17 protein-coding genes are annotated in these 18,730 nt (G+C 60.7%); 11 read left to right on the forward strand and 6 right to left on the reverse strand.

Annotation, left to right across the window (positions count from 1 at the left end; all coding sequences use genetic code 11):
* Positions 1 to 337: 337 nt before the first annotated feature.
* Positions 338 to 934 carry an RNA polymerase sigma-70 factor gene (locus NQ559_RS14915; protein ID WP_018696008.1) on the reverse strand — a complete coding sequence of 199 codons (597 nt, stop codon included), beginning with the start codon at positions 932 to 934 and terminating at the stop codon, positions 338 to 340.
* 143 nt (positions 935 to 1,077) lie between these two features.
* Here NQ559_RS14915 and NQ559_RS14920 point away from each other — a divergent pair, with 143 nt between their 5' ends.
* The 4 genes from NQ559_RS14920 (at position 1,078) to NQ559_RS14935 (ending at position 5,808) form a co-directional block, all read left to right on the forward strand.
* Positions 1,078 to 2,160, forward strand: coding sequence for a PHP domain-containing protein (locus tag NQ559_RS14920; protein ID WP_018696007.1), 1,083 nt, complete (start codon positions 1,078 to 1,080; stop codon positions 2,158 to 2,160).
* 97 nt (positions 2,161 to 2,257) lie between these two features.
* Complete coding sequence (locus NQ559_RS14925; protein WP_018696006.1) at positions 2,258 to 3,433, forward strand: mannitol-1-phosphate 5-dehydrogenase; 1,176 nt, start codon at positions 2,258 to 2,260, stop codon at positions 3,431 to 3,433.
* Positions 3,430 to 4,428 (forward strand): glycerophosphodiester phosphodiesterase family protein, encoded by a 999-nt coding sequence (locus tag NQ559_RS14930; protein WP_018696005.1) that lies wholly within the window; start codon positions 3,430 to 3,432, stop codon positions 4,426 to 4,428. Before NQ559_RS14925 ends, NQ559_RS14930 begins: the two co-directional genes overlap by 4 nt.
* Positions 4,429 to 4,449: 21 nt before the next feature.
* Positions 4,450 to 5,808 (forward strand): MFS transporter, encoded by a 1,359-nt coding sequence (locus NQ559_RS14935; protein ID WP_018696004.1) that lies wholly within the window; start codon positions 4,450 to 4,452, stop codon positions 5,806 to 5,808.
* Between the two features lie 130 nt (positions 5,809 to 5,938).
* Here NQ559_RS14935 and glmS read toward each other — a convergent pair whose 3' ends face one another.
* The 5 genes from glmS to glmM form a co-directional block, all read right to left on the reverse strand.
* Positions 5,939 to 7,783: a glutamine--fructose-6-phosphate transaminase (isomerizing) gene (gene glmS, locus NQ559_RS14940; RefSeq protein ID WP_018696003.1), complete on the reverse strand. Its 1,845-nt coding sequence runs from the start codon at positions 7,781 to 7,783 to the stop codon at positions 5,939 to 5,941.
* 208 nt (positions 7,784 to 7,991) lie between these two features.
* On the reverse strand, positions 7,992 to 8,774 hold the full coding sequence (locus NQ559_RS14945) for an inositol monophosphatase family protein (RefSeq protein WP_018696002.1): 783 nt from the start codon (positions 8,772 to 8,774) through the stop codon (positions 7,992 to 7,994).
* 4 nt (positions 8,775 to 8,778) lie between these two features.
* Entirely contained in the window at positions 8,779 to 10,146 is a 1,368-nt protein-coding gene (locus tag NQ559_RS14950; RefSeq protein ID WP_018696001.1) for a dipeptidase, read from the reverse strand.
* Between the two features lie 12 nt (positions 10,147 to 10,158).
* A complete protein-coding gene (locus tag NQ559_RS14955) occupies positions 10,159 to 10,596 on the reverse strand; it encodes a copper resistance protein NlpE (protein WP_018696000.1) in 438 nt (145 codons plus the stop codon).
* A gap of 20 nt (positions 10,597 to 10,616) precedes the next feature.
* Positions 10,617 to 12,008, reverse strand: a complete 1,392-nt coding sequence (gene glmM / locus NQ559_RS14960) for a phosphoglucosamine mutase (protein ID WP_018695999.1) — start codon at positions 12,006 to 12,008, stop codon at positions 10,617 to 10,619.
* 125 nt (positions 12,009 to 12,133) lie between these two features.
* Between glmM and NQ559_RS14965 the strand changes: the two genes are divergently transcribed.
* The 7 genes from NQ559_RS14965 to NQ559_RS14995 are packed head-to-tail and all read left to right on the forward strand — an operon-like array spanning position 12,134 to position 18,721.
* Entirely contained in the window at positions 12,134 to 13,012 is an 879-nt protein-coding gene (locus NQ559_RS14965; RefSeq protein ID WP_026318389.1) for a nucleoside phosphorylase, read from the forward strand.
* Between the two features lie 40 nt (positions 13,013 to 13,052).
* Positions 13,053 to 14,177, forward strand: a complete 1,125-nt coding sequence (dnaN, locus tag NQ559_RS14970) for a DNA polymerase III subunit beta (protein ID WP_018695997.1) — start codon at positions 13,053 to 13,055, stop codon at positions 14,175 to 14,177.
* Between the two features lie 10 nt (positions 14,178 to 14,187).
* A complete protein-coding gene (locus NQ559_RS14975; RefSeq protein ID WP_018695996.1) occupies positions 14,188 to 14,955 on the forward strand; it encodes a 3'-5' exonuclease in 768 nt (255 codons plus the stop codon).
* On the forward strand, positions 14,952 to 16,796 hold the full coding sequence (locus NQ559_RS14980) for a PBP1 and LysM peptidoglycan-binding domain-containing protein (protein WP_018695995.1): 1,845 nt from the start codon (positions 14,952 to 14,954) through the stop codon (positions 16,794 to 16,796). Before NQ559_RS14975 ends, NQ559_RS14980 begins: the two co-directional genes overlap by 4 nt.
* 10 nt (positions 16,797 to 16,806) lie before the next feature.
* Positions 16,807 to 17,463, forward strand: coding sequence for a redox-sensing transcriptional repressor Rex (locus tag NQ559_RS14985; protein WP_018695994.1), 657 nt, complete (start codon positions 16,807 to 16,809; stop codon positions 17,461 to 17,463).
* Positions 17,460 to 18,302: an FAD synthetase family protein gene (locus NQ559_RS14990; RefSeq protein ID WP_018695993.1), complete on the forward strand. Its 843-nt coding sequence runs from the start codon at positions 17,460 to 17,462 to the stop codon at positions 18,300 to 18,302. The genes NQ559_RS14985 and NQ559_RS14990 overlap by 4 nt, the downstream gene beginning before the upstream one ends.
* A gap of 5 nt (positions 18,303 to 18,307) precedes the next feature.
* A complete protein-coding gene (locus tag NQ559_RS14995) occupies positions 18,308 to 18,721 on the forward strand; it encodes an acyl-CoA thioesterase (protein WP_018695992.1) in 414 nt (137 codons plus the stop codon).
* The last annotated feature ends 9 nt before the right edge of the window (positions 18,722 to 18,730 follow it).

An 18,730-nucleotide genomic window follows, 5' to 3' on the forward strand; every position in this document is an offset into this window, starting at 1 on the left:
CAGGGTTTGCCCGGCGCGGGCAAACCTTTCGTACGGCTGTCGCGCACCGGCTCTGACGGCAGAAAAACACACTTAAAGCCATTGTGCAGGTAAATCATACGATATATTTATATATCAAATTCATGGCACCTCTGCGAATGAGGGTGCTATCGGCGGCTGAAGGCGCCTTCGGGAATGTCGTTTCCATCGGTCGTGTAGTTTAGGCGGTGTTCATAGATACATACAGCCGACCCGCCCAAACCACTTACCGGAAATTGAAAAAATCGGGAGCGGGATCAAACGAAAAAGCGCCGGGATACTATGTATCCCGACGCCTTGGGGTCTGTGCCGCTCCGGCCTATACGCCCCGCATGAAGAGCAGCGAAAGCAGCAGCAACAGTTGTTCCTTGGAGAGTTTCCGGCGCAGTTGCTTGAGCGCCGCATACATGTGGTTTTCCACCGTGCGGGGCGAAATGCCCAGCTGCTCGCCGATCTCGCGGTTCGAAAGGTCTTCGATGTAGCTCAGACGGAACACTTCGCGGCATTTGGGCGGCAGCGACTCGATGGCCGCATCGAGGCTGGCGCGCAGGTCGTCGTTGTAGAGTTTCTGCACGACGGGGCTGTTGTCGGGTGCATAGTACGAACTGCCCAGCGCGGCGATGCGCTCCCGGTAGTAGGCGCCGTATTCACCGGCGCGCCTGTTCTTGTCCAGGTAGTTGAGCGAGCGGTTGTAGACCGAACGCAGCAGGTACTTGTACAGCGAGTTCGAATCGTCGAGCGTCTCCCGCCGCTGCCATACGTTGTAGAACACGTCCTGCACCACGTCCTCGGCCCAGTCGTCTTTGAGGAACAGGCGGGCGTAGGAAACCAGCATGGCGTAATATTTCCGGCACAGTTCGTCGAACGCCTTGCGGTCGCCCGCGCGAACCCGTGATATTAGCGAGATTTTCTCCATCGGATAATCAGATTCGGTACAAAAATAAACATTCTCGCCGAACGAAACAATGTCCGGTACCTTTTTTAATTTTTTTGTAATCCGGTTAGGTGGTTTCCCGCGATCGGTTGTATTTAATATGACACGACCAAACTACACGACCGATGAGAAAAAACCTTACCCTCGCATTTTTTGCCCTTTTCTGTGCCCTGACCGCCGCCGCACAACTGCATAACGACGATGTCCACGTCCATCAGGCCGTCAGCCGCCAGAACTACCGCCAATACCTCCGCATACCCGACATCGGCGGCTATATCACGCTCAAATGCGATTTCCACGTCCATTCCGACATCTCCGACGGACAGGTGTGGCCCGTCGGCCGGGTCAACGAAGCGTGGAACGACGGACTGGACGCGATCGCCATGACCGACCACATCGAGGTGCACAAGAACGCCGACATTATCCGTTGCGGCCTCAATAAACCCTACGAACTGGCCAAGGCACGCGGCGACATGATCGGGATGATCGTGATCCCCGGTGCGGAAATCACCCGCAAGAAGCCGTTGGGGCACATCTGCACGCTCTTTATCCGGGATGCCGACAAACTCGACGTCGAGGACGAGATGCAGGCCGTCGAGGAGGCCTGCCGCCAGGGCGCCTTCCTGCTGTGGAACCATCCCGGCTACCCCGACCGGAAAAGCGACATCTATCCCGTCCACGAACGCCTGATCGCCCAGGGCAAACTCCGCGGCGTCGAGGTGTTCAACAAGACCGAATCCTATCCCCGCGCATTCGACTACGCGGTTCAGTACGGCCTCGTGCCGTTCGCCAACAGCGACATACATTATATGAGCGGGAGCATCTATCCCGTGCGCGGCAGCCGTCCGATGACCCTGGTCTTCGCCACCGCCCGCACGGCCGGGGCGATCCACGAAGCACTCCTCGCCGGGCGGGCCCTGGCCTGCTTCGACGGCAACCTGATGGGGCGCGGGGAGTACATCGGCCAGATGATAGACGCTGCGCTCGAAATCCGCGAGATACGCCAGGTCAGCAAGACCAAACGCACGTTCGAGATCGCCAACAAGTCCGACCTGCGTTTCGCCGTCCGTCCGGCCTCCTACGACTATCCCATGCCCGTCTATGCGGGGCAGGTGCTGCGCATCGACATCACACAGGGCGAGGAGGTCGAATTCACGAACTGCATCCTCGGCAAGGGCAGGTATTACACCCGCATATTCTGGGAATAGGGCGCAGGGCATACGCCATCGGGGCTCAGCGCTGCGACGGGCCGCGGCAACCGATACGGTATTTTGTTACAGAAGCTATATTTAAACCACGAATGCAATGAAGAAAGCTATTCAATTCGGAGCCGGGAACATCGGCCGCGGATTTATCGGCGCCGTGCTGGAACAGGCGGGCTACCATGTGGTATTCGCCGATGTGAACGAACAGGTCGTCGCGAGGATCAACTCGGACAGGGCCTATACGGTTCAGATCATGGACACGGTCTGCGAGCAGATGCGCATTACCGACATTTCGGCAATGGACTCCCGGAGCCCGGAACTTGCCGCCCAGATCGCCGGGGCGGAACTCGTCACCACGGCGGTGGGGCTGACCGTGCTGCCCCGCATCGCCGGGGCCATCGCGGCGGGTATCGCCGCACGCAGGGATGCAGGCGTCACCGAACCGCTCAATGTCATCGCCTGCGAAAACGGCGTCCGCGCCACCACACAGCTCCGGGAGGCTGTCCTTAAGCACCTCGACGGGGCCCAGCGTGACTGGTGCGAGCAGTACGTCGGCTTCCCCGACTGCTCGGTCGACCGCATCGTGCCGCCGGTCAAGAGCGAGAACCCGATCGACGTGGTCGTCGAACGCTTCTTCGAATGGAACGTCGAGCGCGCCGCATTCAAGGGCGCCGTGCCCGAAATCCCCGGCATGAATCCGGCCGACAACCTGATCGCCTATATCGAGCGCAAGCTCTTCACGCTCAATACCGGCCACGCCATCACGGCTTACCTGGGACGGATGAAAGGCTACATGACCATCTGCCAGAGCATCTCCGACGAACATATCCATACCATCGTGAAAGCCGCCATGCGCGAAAGCGGACGGGGGCTGGTGGCGCTCTACGGCTTCGACCGCGACGCCCACTTCGCCTATATCGACAAGATCATCGGGCGCTTCCGCAACCCCTACCTCTGCGACGACGTGACCCGCGTGGGACGCGAGCCGCTGCGCAAGCTTTCGGCAGGCGACCGCCTCGTCAGGCCCATCCTCACGGCCCGCCGCTACGGTATCGGCACGCCCGACCTGCTGCTGGGCGTCGGCGCCGCGCTGCATTACGACAACCCCGAGGACGTGCAGAGCGTGGAAATGCGCCGTCTGGTCGAAAAAGAGGGTGTCAAGGCCGCCCTGGCCCGCATCGCCTCCCTTCCCGACACCGACCCGCTGCTGCCGCTCGCCGCACAGGCCTACGACGAAGTGGAACGTATCATCGCCAAAATCCCCGAAGCACAATGAAAAGACCGAGCCCCCTTCTCCTGCTCCTGGCCGTATGCTGCGCCGCCGTGCTGCCCGCGTGCGCCCAGGCCCCGATACCGCACGCCGTGCGGATCGGGTCGATCGAAGAACTGCAAGCCTATTTCACCTATGACCCCGGCCGTGACATCATCGTCAGCGGACACCGCGGGGGCATGATGCCCGGCTATCCCGAAAACTGCATCGAATCGTGCGAAAAGACGCTGTCGATGATGCCGACCTTCTTCGAGGTCGACTTCAGCTTCACCCGCGACAGCGTCATGGTACTGATGCACGACCTGACGATCGACCGCACGACCACCGGCAAGGGGCGTGTGGCCGACTATACCTACGAAGAGCTGCAACAGTTCTGCCTCGTAGACCGCGACCGCAACGTCACCCCCTACAAGATCCCGCGCCTGAAAGACCTGCTGGAATGGGGCAAGGACAAAGTCGTCTTCAATTTCGACAACAAGTACATCAACACCAAGGGCGTGAGCGACCAGGTGCGCCGCGCCAGCCTCGACTACTATATCGAGCAGTTGCAGCCGGGCGGCGACTGGTCGATGTACCACAACATCATGCTGAGCGTCCGCTCCATCGAAGAGGCGCTCTACTACTGGGAGCACGGCATCCGCAACGTCATGTTCTGCGTCGAGATCAGCTCGATGGAACATTTCAGGGCTTACGACGCATCGCCCATCCCCTGGAAATACATCATGGCCTATATCCGCCTGGCCGTAAACCCCGACCTGCAACCGGTCTACGACCTGCTGCACGCCGAGGGCGTCATGACGATGACCTCGATCACCGGCTCGTCCGACAAGGTGAAAAACCCCTACGACCGCCGTGTGGCCTACCTGCGCGAGCTGGTCGCCGAACCCGACATCATCGAGACCGACTACCCGTCGGAATTCATCGGCCTGCCGTGGTCGCGCGATGCAATCCACGCCCTACAGGAAGCTGCGATGCGCAGCCACCGCACCAACCTGAAGTAAAACCCGAACCAACCTGAATAAATGTCTGCAAAACAACTCAATCCGGCCTATGACGGCATGACCGACCAACAGGTCAAGCGTTTTAAATACTGGGAATTCCGCACCATGGCGATGTGCATCTTCGGCTATGCGCTCTTCTATTTCGTGCGCAAGAACCTGAGCATCGCCATGCCTTATCTCAACGAGGAGATGGGCATCTCGAAATCCGACCTCGGCCTGTTCCTCACGCTCCACGGACTGATCTACGGGCTCTCCAAATTCTTCAACGGCATCTGGGGCGACCGTAGCAACGCACGCTATTTCCTGGTGACGGGGCTCGTCTTCTGCGGCATCTGCAACCTGCTTTTCGGGTTCAGTTCGTCGGTGCTGGCGCTGGGTATCTTCTGGGTACTCAACGGCTGGTTCCAGGGCATGGGCGTCCCGCCCTGCACGCGGCTGATGACCCACTGGATCGTCCCCGAGCGGCTCGCCACCAAGATGTCGGTCTGGAACACCTCCCACTCGATCGGCGCCGGCCTGGCCATCATCTTCTGCGGCTATGTCGTCAGCCTGAACTGGGGCGCATGGTTCGACGCCTCGTCGATCCTCTCGCAGCACTGGCGCTGGTGTTTCCTGCTCCCGGCGACGATCGCCATCCTGGGCGCCGCCGTCGTCTGGGCTTTCGTGCGCGACACCCCCTCGTCGGTAGGGCTGCCCGAACTGAAGACCGGCAAGGCGGCCCCGGCCGACGCCAAACCGCATACCAAGGCCGAGGAAAAAGCCGAACACAAGGCGTTCCTGCGCCGCAAGGTCTTCCTGAACCCGACGATCTGGATCATCGCCGTGGGCAATTTCTTCGTCTACATCGTGCGCTTCGCCGTGCTGGACTGGGGGCCCACGATGCTCAAGGAGCACCTCCACATGGACATCAGCCACGCCGGATGGACGGTCGCGGCATTCGAAATCGCCGGCATCGCGGGTATGCTCGCCGCAGGCTGGGCCACCGACCGTTTCTTCGGCGGCCGCGCGCCCCGCACCTGCGTGATCTGCATGCTAATGACCGCGCTCTGCCTCGTGGGGCTCTATACCCTCAATGAACATACGCCGCTGGCCGTTGCCATCGCCATCCTGATGTCGGCCGGATTCTTCATCTACGGCCCGCAGGCACTCGTCGGCATCGCCGCGGCGAACATCGCCACCAAGCGCGCCGCCGCCACGGCAGGCGGTTTCTGCGGCCTGTTCGGCTACGGCAGTACGATCGTCTCGGGCTGGGGGATGGGTATACTGGTGCAGTACACCGACTGGAGCGTAGCGCTCTACACGCTGGTCGGCATGGCGCTTGTCGGCACGGCGGTCTTCGCCGCCGCATGGAAGGCCAAGCCGAACGGCTACGACGACTGACGCAGTTTTAGGTTAATGATAATTGTGTGTAGAGAAACCCCCGCAGACTTCCTTGACTGCGGGGGTTTCGTTTGCAGCCGCTTTCCGGGCGGATCGCACGGCCGGCTGCGGCACTCTTTCCGCCGGGAGGTTATTCCACCGTCACCGACTTGGCCAGGTTGCGCGGCTGGTCGACGTTGCGGCCCTTGTTGACGGCGATGTAATATGCCAGCAGCTGCAACGGCACCGACACGACGATCGGCATCAGGCAGTCGGTGACCACCGGCACCTCGATCGTATAGTCGGCACTGCGGCGCACATGCGTGTCGTCGCGGGCGATCACGGCGATGATCTTGCCGCCCCGGGCGCGGATCTCCTCGATGTTGCTGGCCGTTTTCTCGTAGGTGTTGTCCGGCGTGGCGATCGCCACGGTCGGCATCTCGTTGTCGATAAGCGCGATGGCGCCGTGTTTCATCTCGGCGGCGGGGTAGCCCTCGGCGTGGATATAGGAGATCTCCTTCAATTTGAGCGCCCCCTCGAGCGCCGTGGGGTAGTTGTAACCGCGCCCCAGGTAGATGAAGTTGTGCGCATAGGTAAATATCTTCGAGAGGTCGGCGATCTGGTCGCCCAGCCCGAGCACGTCCTCCAGCACGGCGGGCAGTTCCAGCAGTCCCTTCGCCACTTCGCGGTAATACTCTTCCGTCACGGTGCCCTTTTCGCGGCCTACGGCCAGCGCCAGCATCACCATGACGGTCACCTGCCCCGTGAAGGCCTTGGTCGAAGCCACGCCGATCTCGGGCCCCACATGGATGTATGCCCCCGAGTCGGTCGCCCGGGCGATGGACGATCCCACGACGTTGCAGATGCCGAAGACGAAAGCCCCGGCCTTGCGGGCCAACTCCACGGCGGCCAGCGTGTCGGCCGTCTCGCCCGACTGCGACACGGCGATCACGATGTCGTCGGCATTGATGATCGGGTTGCGGTAGCGGAATTCCGAAGCATACTCCACCTCCACGGGGATCCGGCATATATTCTCGATCAGGTGCTCGCCGATCAGCGCCGCATGCCACGATGTCCCGCACGCCACGAATACGATGCGGCGGGCCGCGAGGAATTTCCCGCGGTTGTCAATCACGCCCGACAGCTTCACCTCGTACGTGTCGGGGCTTATGCGCCCGCGGATACAGTCTACGATGGTCTTGGGCTGCTCGTATATCTCCTTGAGCATGAAATGCGGATAGCCGCCCTTTTCCAGCTGCGAGATGCTCATCTGCAGCTTCTTGATATCGACCCGGCCCTCGTGGTTGTCGAGCGTGACGATCTTGAGGGGCTTATGGCGGTTGATGACGGCAATCTCGCCGTCGTTCACATAGACGAAATCCTGCGTGTATTCGATGACCGAAGCGGCGTCCGAGCTGAGGAAAAATTCCCCCTCGCCGATGCCGATGGCCATCGGGCTGCTCTGGCGCGCGGCGATGATCTCGTCGCGGTTGCCCTTCTCGATCACGGCGATGGCATAGGCGCCTACGACCTGCCGCAGGGCCTGCTGCACGGCTTCGAGCAGCGTGCAGCCGCCCGTGGTGCGGATGTACTCGATCAGGTTCACGAGCACCTCGGAATCGGTGCTGCTGCGGAACGTGTAGCCGTTCTCCTCGAGCGCGTCCTTGAGCACCCGGTAATTCTCGATGATACCGTTGTGTATCAGTGCGATGTTCTCCGATTCGGAGTAGTGCGGATGGGCATTCACGTCGTTCGGCACGCCGTGCGTCGCCCAGCGCGTATGCGCGATGCCGATGCTACCGCCCAGCTCCTTGCCCTCGAGGAAATGCTCCAGGTCGGAGACCTTGCCCTTACACTTGTATACGTTGAGCGCACCGTCCTTGCCAACCATGGCGACCCCCGCGCTGTCGTATCCGCGGTATTCGAGCCGGTGCAAACCCTTCAACAGAACCGGGCAGGCCTCGCGCCCCCCGACATATCCTACAATCCCACACATTCGTTCTCAAAATTTTTATCCTGCCAAAAATAAGAAAAAATTTTAAAAACATATTCCCTGCGGGAATAAAAAAGGACATTCAGGCATAACTTTGCGTCATTTGCCGCAAACGGGCAACTGCCTCCGGAGCGCAAAAAACGGGATGCGGATCGAATGTCCGCACCCCGTAATACCGGTTGCCTGCCGTCGCAGCGCCGTGCTGCCCGGCCTATCGGATATATTTGAGCATCTCCCCGACGAGCACCTCGTTGCCCGCGGCCTGCGAGACGCCGCGGTTGCGCCTGAAATCGCAGACGACGCCCCCGGCTTCCCGCACGATCAGATTCGCGGCACAAACGTCCCACTCGTGCAAATCCAGCTCCCAATAGCCGTCCAGCAGCCCCGCCGCGATGCAGCTCAGGTCATAGGCCGCCGATCCCAGCCGCCGTATGTCGCGCACATAGGGTACGATCCGCGCGACGTTGTCGCTGTTGTTGTCCGGATCGACATCCTTGTCGTAAGGGAAGCCCGTGGCGAGCACCGACGTGGCGAGGGTCTGCTTGGCGGAGACTTGCAGCCGCTTCACCTCGCCTGAGCGGCTCTTCATGTAAGCCCCGCCGCCTTTCGACGCCCAGAACAGCTCCCCCAGGTAGGGTGCATAGACCACCCCGACGACGGTTTCCCCCTGGTGCTGGAGTGCGATCGACACCGAGAAGATCGGCAGCCCCTGGCTGTAATTGGTCGTGCCGTCGAGCGGGTCTATCACCCAGCGGTAATCGCTCCCCTCCGTGCCCATTACGCCGCCTTCTTCGCCCAGAATCCCGTGACCGGGATAGCGCCCGAGGATCGCCTGCACGATGTAGGCTTCGCTCTCCTTGTCGGCCCGCGTCACCACGTCATACGCGTTCGATTTGGTCTCTATCCCCAGATCGTCGCCCCGAAAATAGGCGAGTTGTATCTCCCCGGCCCCCTTTGCGAGCGGGAAGATGAAATTCAGGAATTCGTCGTACATGGCGCTATTTCTCCGCTGCGAAATACTTGTAAAACAGCGGGATGGTCTCCACGCCCCGGTCGAACTGCTCCAGCCCGTAGCTCTCGTTGGGCGAGTGGATCGCATCCTCCGCGAGCCCGAAGCCGATGAGCAGCGACTTGATGCCCAGGATCGACTCGAACCCGCTGATGATCGGGATCGAACCGCCCGAATAGAAGGGCAGGGGTTTCTTGCCGAAGGTCTCGGCGATGGCCTTCTGAGCGGCCTTGTAGGCCGGCATGTCGGTCGGTGCCACGTAGGGCATGCCGCCGTGCAGCGATTTCACTTTGACCTTCACGCTCTTGGGCGCTATCGACCTGAAATATTTTTCGAACAGCCTGCTGATCTTGCGGTAGTCCTGGTTCGGCACCAGGCGCATCGAAATCTTGGCCGAGGCCTTCGACGGGATCACCGTCTTGGTTCCCTCCTCGGTGTAGCCGCCCCAGATGCCGTTGACGTCGAGCGACGGGCGTACGCCGGTGCGTTCCAGCGTCGTATAGCCCGCTTCACCCTCCACGTCGCCGATCGACAACGATTTCTTATAGCCCGCGAGGCTGAACGGGGCCTTGTTGAACGCCTTGCGCTCGGCAGGCGTCAGTTCGCGCACGTCGTCGTAGAACCCGGGGATCGTCACGCGGCCGTCCTTGTCCACGAGCTGTGCCACGAGGCGCGTCAATACGTTGGCCGGGTTGGCCACGGCGCCGCCGAACAGCCCCGAGTGGAGGTCTTTGTCGGGGCCCGTCACCTCGACCTCCATATAGGCCAGCCCGCGCAGGCCGCAGGTGATCGACGGGGTCTGCATCGAGATCATCGAGGTGTCCGACACCAATATTATATCCGCCTTGAGCATTTTTTTGTTCTGTTCGCAGAACTTGTAGAGGCTCGGCGAGCCGATCTCCTCCTCGCCTTCGAGCATGAATTTCACGTTGCAGGGCAGGCTCTCCGTGGCGCACATCGCCTCGAATGCCTTGGCGTGCATCCACAGCTGCCCCTTGTCGTCGTCGGCACCGCGCCCCCAGATACGGCCGTCCTTGATGACCGGCTCGAAAGGCTCCGTGCGCCACTCCCCGCGCGGGTCTACGGGCATCACGTCGTAGTGGCCGTAAACCAATACGGTCTTGGCCTTGGGATCGACAATCTTCTCGGCGTAAACGACCGGGTTGCCCTCCGTCGGGAAGACCTCGGTGCGGTCGGCGCCCGCCTTTGCGAGCGCCGCGGCCAGCCATTCGGCGCACCGTGTCATGTCGGGCTTATGCTCGCTCTGGGCACTGATCGAAGGAATGCGGAGCAAGTCGAACAACTCGCTGATAAACCGTTCTTTATTGGCTTCTATATAACTTTTTACTTTATCCATCCGGCAAGGGTTTTATTCGGTTTTCTTCAATACGTAATTTTCGGCCAGCGCCCCCGTGACGGGTTGTTTGTCGGCATCGAGCTTGCGCACCTGATTCTCCTCCACCTTGTAGTACTCCGGCTGCCCGTCCATGGGGGTCAGCGTCAGCAGGTTCCCCTTGACCTTGTAGGCGCCCTTCTCGTCGAATTCCGAGTCGCGGTCCAGGTATTTCATGTGCAGGCTGTACGTGCCGTCCTTCTTCAGCGTGAGGCGCATGTCGATCCCCGGGCAGTCCGCCGCCGGGAAAACCCCGGTGTATGTCCCCTGGTAGTCGAGCGAGCTCTCCGCATCATGCATGTCGACCTTCACGGCATCCGCTTTGACCTTTTCAGATACCGCCTTTTTCTGTTGGTTGCCCCCGCAGGCGACAAGCGTTATCGCAGCCGCGAGGATCATGACTTTATTCTTCATAGTCGTTTCGTTTAAACTGTTTATATTTTGCAGATTTCCTTGATTTCCCCGATGAACCGCTGCGCCAGCGCCTCGGCCGCGGCCATCGACTTCGCCTCGGTATAGACCCGGATAATGGGTTCGGTATTCGACTTGCGCAGGTGCACCCAGTTCTCCGGGAAGTCGATTTTCACCCCGTCCGTATCGTTCACGTTCTCATCGGCATAACGTTCCTTTATCTCACGCAGCACTTTATCCACGTCGATCGCCGGTGTCAGCTCGATTTTATTCTTCGACGCATAGTATGCCGGATAGGTCGCACGCAACTGCGTCATGGTCATCCCCGTCTGTGCGAGCCATGTCAAAAAGAGTGCCGTTCCCACCAACGCATCGCGCCCGTAGTGTAGCCCCGGGTAGATCACGCCTCCGTTGCCTTCTCCGCCGATCACGGCGCCCACCTCCTTCATCCTGGCCACGACGTTCACCTCGCCGACGGCCGAAGCATAATATTTGCCGCCGTGCCGCTCCGTCACGTCGCGCAGCGCCCGCGACGAGCTCAGGTTGGAAACGGTGTTCCCGCCCGGGTGCTTCGTGAGGATGTAGTCGGCCACAGCCACCAGCGTGTACTCCTCGACGAACATCGAGCCGTCCTCGCTGACCAGTGCCAGCCGGTCGACATCGGGATCCACGACGATCCCCAGGTCGGCCTTCTCGCGGCGGATCACCCCGGCTATTTCGGTCAGGTTCTCCGGCAGCGGCTCGGGGTTGTGGGCGAATTCGCCCGTGGGGTCGCAGTTCAGCTCCACGACCTCGCACCCCAGCCGTCGCAGCAATTCGGGCATCACGATGCCGCCCACCGAATTCACGGCGTCCACGACGACCTTGTAGCGGCGCGCACGGATGGCCTGGGCATCGACCAGCGGGAGCGCCAGCACCTGCGCGATGTGCCGTTCGTTGAACGGCTCGCGCGAAAGGACGCGCCCGATGCCGTCGACGGTGGGGTATTCGTAATCCTCCTCTTCCGCCATCGCAAGCACCTGTTTCCCCTCGGCGTCGCTGAGGAATTCCCCGTCGGCGTTGAGCAGCTTCAGGGCATTCCACTGGCGGGGGTTGTGCGAGGCGGTGATGATGATGCCGCCGTCGGCCTTGTGCGTGATGACGGCCATCTCGACCCCCGGCGTGGTGCACAGGCCGACGTTTATCACATCCGCACCGCACGCCAGCAGGGTGCCTTCGACCAGGTCGGCGACCATCTCGCCCGAAATCCGGGCGTCGCGGCCGACAACTATGGTAAGTTTTTTGCCCGGATTGCGGCGGGCGGCCAGACGGGCGTAGGCCGTGGTGAACTTCACCACGTCGGGCGGCGTCAGGTTCCCGGCCTGGGCCCCTCCCACGGTGCCCCGGATGCCGGAAATGGATTTAATCAATGTCATATTTCAAGGCTTTGATGCGGAGTTTCCGCTATACATATATTTATGAAAAATTCCCTTCGAAGTTTTGATATTCGAGGTAAATATATTACTTTTATGCCAATTATGAAAATTTAAAAACGACTATTATGAGAACGATTCCAGCTTCCGAATTGATTATCAACGACGACGGTTCCATTTTCCATCTGCACCTGCTTCCGGAGCAGTTGGCCGATACGGTGATCCTCGTCGGGGATCCGGGCCGCGTGGCCCTCGTGGCGGAACATTTCGATACGAAAGAGTGCGAAGTCGCAAACCGTGAATTCAAAACGGTGACCGGCACCTACAAAGGCAAACGCATGACGGTGCTCTCGACGGGCATCGGCATCGGCAACATCGACATCTCGGTCACGGAGCTCGATGCGCTGGCCAACGTCGATTTCGCCACCCGGCAGGAGAAGGCCCACAAAAGGCAGCTCACGCTGGTCAGGCTCGGCACGTCGGGGGCCATCCAGCCCGATATCAAGGTGGGGGAGTTCGTCTTCTCGCGCACGTCGGTAGGCTTCGACGGCCTGCTCAACTACTACAAGGGGCGCAACGAGGTCTGCGACCTGGAGATCGAAAAGGCTTTCATGGAGCATGTCGGCTGGAACGAGCTGCTGCCCAAACCCTATTTCATCGACGCCGACAAGACGCTCTTCGAGCATTTCAGCGACGTGACGCGCGAGGGCATCACCATCGCCGCCCCGGGCTTCTATGCGCCGCAGGGCCGCTGGGTTCGCCTCGAACCGCAGGATGCCGAGCTCAACGCGAAAATCGAATCGTTCGACTACCACGGCCGCCGCATCACCAATTTCGAGATGGAGGGCTCGGCGCTGGCCGGCCTGGCAGCCCTGATGGGACACCGCGCCGCGACCATCTGCACGATCATCGCACAGCGTATCGCCCAGAATGTCGACACCGATTACAAGCCCTTCGTGCGCAAGATGATCTCGACGGCGCTCGACAAATTGGCAGTATTGAAATAAGCAATCCATATAACAGAAAATAAAAGAAAGGAAACAACGTATGAAATTTTCAGTATCAAGCTCGGCCCTGCTTTCGCTTCTGGCTACCACCGGCAAGGTTATCAGCAATAAAAACACGCTGCCCATCCTGGATTACTTCCTCATGGAGCTCAATGGCAACGAACTGAAGGTCACCACTTCCGACCTCGAAACGACGCTCATAGGCTCTATCACGGTCGACAGCGTGGAAAGCGAGGGCACCATCGCGGCTCCCGCCAAACTGATGCTCGACTCGCTGAAGGAGTTTTCCGAGCTGCCGCTGACCATCGACGTCAACGACAAGAACTGGGAGATAACGATCAACTGGAAGAGCGGTTCGCTCTCGATCCCCGGCGCCAGCGCCGTGAGCTATCCCGCCGTGCCGCAGCTGAGCGCCGAGAAGAAGGAGCTCCGGCTGGATGTGGACATGCTCGTGAACGGCATCAACAAGACCATCTTCGCCACGGCCGACGACGAGTTGCGACCGGTGATGAACGGCATCTACATCAACCTCGCGCCCGGGGCGCTGACGTTCGTGGGAACCGATGCGCACAAACTCGTGAAATACGAGTCCGAAGCCGAAAACGAGGTCAGCGCATCGTTCATCCTGCCCAAGAAACCGGCCAACCTGCTCAAGTCGGTGCTCCTGAAGGAGGACGATGCCATCGAGGTCAGCTTCGACTCGAAGAACGCCATGTTCAAGCTCAAGAGCCACACGCTCGTATGCCGCCTGATCGAGGGCAACTACCCGAACTACAACGCCGTGATCCCGGCCAACAACCCCAACAAGGTGCTCGTCGACCGCATCGAGCTGGTGAACGGCATCAAGCGCGTGGCCGTCTGCTCGAACCCGACCACCAACCTGATCCGCATGGACATCGGCGACAACCGGATCAACCTCACGGCGCAGGACATCGACTTCTCGGTTTCGGCCAACGAGACCATCACGTGCAGCTACGACGGCGAGCCGATCTCGATCGGTTTCAAATCGACGTTCCTGGTCGAGATACTCTCGAACATGGACACCCCGACCGTGGTGGTCGAACTGGCCGACTCGACCCGCGCGGGCGTATTCAAACCCGTCTACGACGACAAGCAGACCAGCGCGACGCTCATGCTGCTCATGCCGATGATGATCAACGCATAACGCCCGACAGATGAAGTTAAACCTCAAGCGCCCGATCGTCTTCTTCGACCTCGAAACCACCGGCGTGGACACGGCCAAAGACCGCATCGTCGAGATCTCGATGGTCAAAGTGATGCCCGACGGCGAGCAGATCGTCAAGACCCGCAAGCTCAACCCCGGGATGCATATCCCGGCGGAAGCCACGGCCATCCACGGCATCACGGACGAAGACGTCAGGGATTGCCCGACCTTCGCGCAGGTCGCCAAATCGCTCGAACAGTTCATCCGCGGCTGCGACTTCGGCGGCTTCAACTCCAACCGCTTCGACCTGCCGGTGTTGGTCGAGGAGTTCCTGCGGGCGGGCGTCGACGTGGATTTCAAACGCCGCCGTTTCGTCGACGTGCAGAACATCTTCCACAAGAAGGAACAGCGCACGCTGGTGGCGGCCTATAAATTTTATTGCGACAAGGATCTGGAGGACGCCCATTCGGCAGAGGCCGATACGCTGGCGACCTACGAAGTGCTCATGGCGCAGCTGGAACGCTACCCCGACCTGGAGAACGACATCGACAAACTGGCCGAGTTCTCGACCCGCGGCGAGGCGGCTGACTACGCCGGGCGCATCCTTTTCAACGAAAAGGGCGAGGAGATCTTCGGGTTCGGCAAGTACAAGGGGCGCCCCGTCGCCGAGGTCTTCCGCGCGGAGCCGAGCTACTACGCATGGATGATGAACGGGGACTTCCCGCTCTACACCAAGAAGGTCATTACGGAGATCCGTATGCGTGAAAAAACGAAATGACGATGAAGCGATTCTGTGCGACAGCCCTGCTGCTCCTGTGGAGCCTGTGCGCCCTTGCGGTGCAGAAATCCGGGACGATCGTATACATAAACGGCTCGAAATTCTACGTTCACACGGTGCAGCCCGGCGAAACGCTCTACGGGCTTTCGAAGGCCTACGAGGTGGGGGAGAAGGTCATCCTGCAACATAACCCCGCGGCAGCGCAGGGGTTGCGCGCAGGGGAGAGCATCAAGATACCCTTCGTATCGGACGTCCCCCAGCCCAAGTCGGATCGCAAGCTGCGCAAGACTTTCGACATCCATACCGTGACGCAGGGCGAGACGCTCTACGGCATCTCGCGCAAATACGAGATCCCGATCCAGACCGTCATCGAGGACAATCCGAACCTCGACCCGGCGCACCTGCGCCTCGGGGAGCGCATCCTGATCCGCAAGAAGGAGATCGGCTCCGAAGACGAGGCCGGCACGAGGGAGCAGTGGGAGGCTTACCGCAATTCGCTCAACAGCGTGGCCGAGGAGGGCTTCGCCTACCACATCGTGAAGCCGGGCGAAACCTTCTATTCGCTTTCGCGCCGCTTCGGCATCACCGAGGATCGGCTCGGGACGCTCAATGGGGGGCTGAAACCCGCCGACCTGAAAGCCGGGGCGATCATCAAGGTGCCGGGCTCTGCGGAACAGCTCGCAGCAGCCGAAAACGGCCCGCAGGCCGACAGCCTGCAAGAGCGGGACTCGCTCCCGGGAATCTTTGCCGGCAGCAGGCCGAAGCAGGTCGAATTCCGCGCCCTGCGCCGCAGCGCACCGCTCAAGGTGGCACTGATGCTGCCGATGGCCGTCGGCAACGAGCCCAACGGCAACTACCTCGAATTCTACCAGGGCTTCCTGCTGGGGCTGGACAGCGTGCGGACGAAATACGGCAACTCGATAGACCTCACGCTTTACAACACGGCCCGCAATGTGGATGCGATCCGCGAAATCGTCAAAAGCGACGCCTTCGCCGGCACCGGGCTGATCGTCGGCCCCGTATACGAGGAGGGGCTCCATCCCGTCATCCTCTATGCCGAGGAGCACGACGTCCCCGTCGTCTCGCCGCTGGCCAGCATCACGGGGATGAACAGCGACGCCCTGTTCCAGATGGCACCCGACCCGTCGCACAAATGGGACAAGGTCGCCGACCTGGTGAACGGCGACAAACAGGTGACGCTGATTTACAGCGACAGCACGGACAAGGACTTCGAATCCGAGATCCTCGCCCTGCTGGGCGACTCCGACTACCGGAAGTACACCTATACTTATGTGCACCCGTCGAACCGCCCCGCCAACAACCCGGGCGACCTGACGCCGCTGCTGGATAACGGCGAGGACAATGTTTTCGTCGTCATGACCGACGACGAAGTCGAGGTCGAGCGCATCCTCGCGGCCATCGCCTCAGCCGATACGAGCATCACGGGCCGCGGGCGCACGGCTCCGCGCTTCGTCGTGCTGGGCAACACCCGCTGGAACCGCTACGGCAACCTCGACCGCACGGTGTTCTTCAAAGACCGTGTCGTATTCATCTCCACCTACCACGCCAAGCGCGACTCGCAGGCGATCCTCGATTTCGACCGTGCCTATATCCGCGCCTTCGGCGCATTGCCTTCGCTCTACTCCTACCGCGGTTACGACGCCGCCCTGATCTTCTGCCCCGCGATGTACAACGACATCGAATACGACATGGAAGGACGCAGCTATACGCCGCTGCAAACCACCTATGTCTTCGGCCAGGGCGAGCAGCGCGACAACCACGTCAACCGCAACTGGACGCGGGTGAACTACAACAGCGACTTTACGATCACCATCGAATAAAGCGACCCCTATGGCAGCATTGACCAATACGATCCCCGAAAAAACCATCGAGCGGCTGAGCGAATACCGCCGTACGCTCCTGGCCAGCCACAAGCAGGGCATTACGCATATTTTCTCGCACGTATTGGCGGGCATCCACGGCATCACGGCCGTGCAGGTGCGCCGCGACCTGATGCTCATCGGCTTTTCGAGCGATACGAAAAAGGGATACGACGTACAGGTGCTCATCGAGTACATCAGCAAGATACTCGACAGCCCCTCGCAGATGAACATCGCCGTGCTGGGCATGGGACACCTGGGACAGGCCATCACCAAATATTTCAACGGCAAGGGGCTCAAGCTGAAGATCACGGCTGCCTTCGACGTCGATCCCGAGAAGGTCGGCAAGACCATCGACGGCATCCCGTGCTACCACATGGACACCTTCGAGAACATGGTCGTCAACCAGGACATCAGCATCGTCATCGTCTCTTCGCCGACGAAGGTCGCCCCGAGCCTCGTGGTGCCGATCATCAACGCCGGCATCAAGGGCGTGCTCAATTTCACCTCCACGCCGCTGAATTTCCCGCAGGGCATCGTCGTCGAGAACTACGACATCACCACGCTGCTCGAAAAGGTGGCCTATTTCGTCAAGGAAAACGAAGAAAGCAACAGCAGCAACGCATGATGCAACGCGAAGCAAAAAACGCAGCGGAGGGCGGAAAAACAGGCAGCCACGACATACACGGCGACCTTGCGGAACACCGTCCGGCTGCCGGGCGGCCGGACATGCGGGTTTTTTACGGGTTCGATGCACTTCCGCATTTCGTCCGTCCGACGGTGACCGTCGGATCGTACGACGGCGTGCACAGCGGGCACCTGGCCCTGTTGCGTACCGTTGCCGGGAGGGCTCGCGCACAGGGCGGCGAGAGCGTCGTACTCACGTTCGAACCCCATCCCCGCGTGACGCTCGGCCGGGCCGACGGCCTGCGGCTGCTGACCTCGCTCGAAGAGAAAATTTACCTGCTCGGACAGCAGGGCATCGACAACCTGATCGTCATCCCGTTCGACAAGGCATTCAGCGCCCTTGCGCCCGACACGTTCATCCGCGACTACCTCGTGGGGCGCATCGGCGCCGAAACGCTGGTCGTGGGCTTCAACCACCGCTTCGGGCGCGACAAGCAGGGCAGTTACGACTACCTGGGCAGCCACGGCTTCGGACTGGAGGTCGTGGAAGTCGGCGAATGCGACGTGGACGCCGAAAAGGTCAGCTCCACCGTCATCCGCCGCCTGGTGGCGCAGGGCGACATGGCCCGTGCAGCCCGCCTGTTGTCGCATCCCTACCTCGTCATCGGGACGGCGGCGGCCGGCCGCATCCGCACCGACGACCCCCTCAAGCTCCTGCCGCCCACAGGGTCGTACCAAGTCCGCATCGGCGGCCGGCCTGCAAGGCTGACTGTCGACACATCACAAAATCTGATAATCCGCGACGGCTGCCCCGACGGGCGTGCCGTCCTAACCTTTTAAGCACCATGCTGAGTTACGATTGCCAAATCCGCGTGTGGTACAAGCACACCGACCAGATGGGCATCTGCCACCATTCGAACTACATCTGTTACTATGAAGCCGCACGCAGCGAACTGCTCCGCTATCTGGGCATGTCCTTCGCCGAAGTCGAGAAGCGGGGCATCATGATGCCCATCCTCGAGGTGCAGTCCAAATACCACCGCCCGGCCTACTACGACGAGCTGCTCACCGTGCGCATCATGCTCCGCGAGCTGCCCACGGCACGCATCAATTTCTTTTATGAAATCTACAACGGCAAAGGCGAGCTGCTCAATACGGGCATGACGCAACTGGGCTTCATCCACAGCGATACGCGCCGCCCGTGCCGTGTCCCCGACTGGTTCCTGAAACTGGTCGCCGACAAATGGACGGAGGAGTAGAGGCCGCCG

Origin of the sequence: Alistipes onderdonkii (genome assembly GCF_025145285.1) — a bacterium.
GTDB classification, from domain to species: Bacteria; Bacteroidota; Bacteroidia; order Bacteroidales; family Rikenellaceae; genus Alistipes; species Alistipes onderdonkii.

Excerpts from the sequence above, each read along its gene's own strand:
- NQ559_RS14915 (WP_018696008.1), bottom strand. The coding sequence starts at position 934 with ATGGAGAAAATCTCGCTAATATCACGGGTTCGCGCGGGCGACCGCAAG.
- NQ559_RS14920 (WP_018696007.1), top strand. The coding sequence starts at position 1,078 with ATGAGAAAAAACCTTACCCTCGCATTTTTTGCCCTTTTCTGTGCCCTG.
- NQ559_RS14925 (WP_018696006.1), top strand. The coding sequence starts at position 2,258 with ATGAAGAAAGCTATTCAATTCGGAGCCGGGAACATCGGCCGCGGATTT.
- NQ559_RS14930 (WP_018696005.1), top strand. The coding sequence starts at position 3,430 with ATGAAAAGACCGAGCCCCCTTCTCCTGCTCCTGGCCGTATGCTGCGCC.
- NQ559_RS14935 (WP_018696004.1), top strand. The coding sequence starts at position 4,450 with ATGTCTGCAAAACAACTCAATCCGGCCTATGACGGCATGACCGACCAA.
- glmS (WP_018696003.1), bottom strand. The coding sequence starts at position 7,783 with ATGTGTGGGATTGTAGGATATGTCGGGGGGCGCGAGGCCTGCCCGGTT.
- NQ559_RS14945 (WP_018696002.1), bottom strand. The coding sequence starts at position 8,774 with ATGTACGACGAATTCCTGAATTTCATCTTCCCGCTCGCAAAGGGGGCC.
- NQ559_RS14950 (WP_018696001.1), bottom strand. The coding sequence starts at position 10,146 with ATGGATAAAGTAAAAAGTTATATAGAAGCCAATAAAGAACGGTTTATC.
- NQ559_RS14955 (WP_018696000.1), bottom strand. The coding sequence starts at position 10,596 with ATGAAGAATAAAGTCATGATCCTCGCGGCTGCGATAACGCTTGTCGCC.
- glmM (WP_018695999.1), bottom strand. The coding sequence starts at position 12,008 with ATGACATTGATTAAATCCATTTCCGGCATCCGGGGCACCGTGGGAGGG.
- NQ559_RS14965 (WP_026318389.1), top strand. The coding sequence starts at position 12,134 with ATGAGAACGATTCCAGCTTCCGAATTGATTATCAACGACGACGGTTCC.
- dnaN (WP_018695997.1), top strand. The coding sequence starts at position 13,053 with ATGAAATTTTCAGTATCAAGCTCGGCCCTGCTTTCGCTTCTGGCTACC.
- NQ559_RS14975 (WP_018695996.1), top strand. The coding sequence starts at position 14,188 with ATGAAGTTAAACCTCAAGCGCCCGATCGTCTTCTTCGACCTCGAAACC.
- NQ559_RS14980 (WP_018695995.1), top strand. The coding sequence starts at position 14,952 with ATGACGATGAAGCGATTCTGTGCGACAGCCCTGCTGCTCCTGTGGAGC.
- NQ559_RS14985 (WP_018695994.1), top strand. The coding sequence starts at position 16,807 with ATGGCAGCATTGACCAATACGATCCCCGAAAAAACCATCGAGCGGCTG.
- NQ559_RS14990 (WP_018695993.1), top strand. The coding sequence starts at position 17,460 with ATGATGCAACGCGAAGCAAAAAACGCAGCGGAGGGCGGAAAAACAGGC.
- NQ559_RS14995 (WP_018695992.1), top strand. The coding sequence starts at position 18,308 with ATGCTGAGTTACGATTGCCAAATCCGCGTGTGGTACAAGCACACCGAC.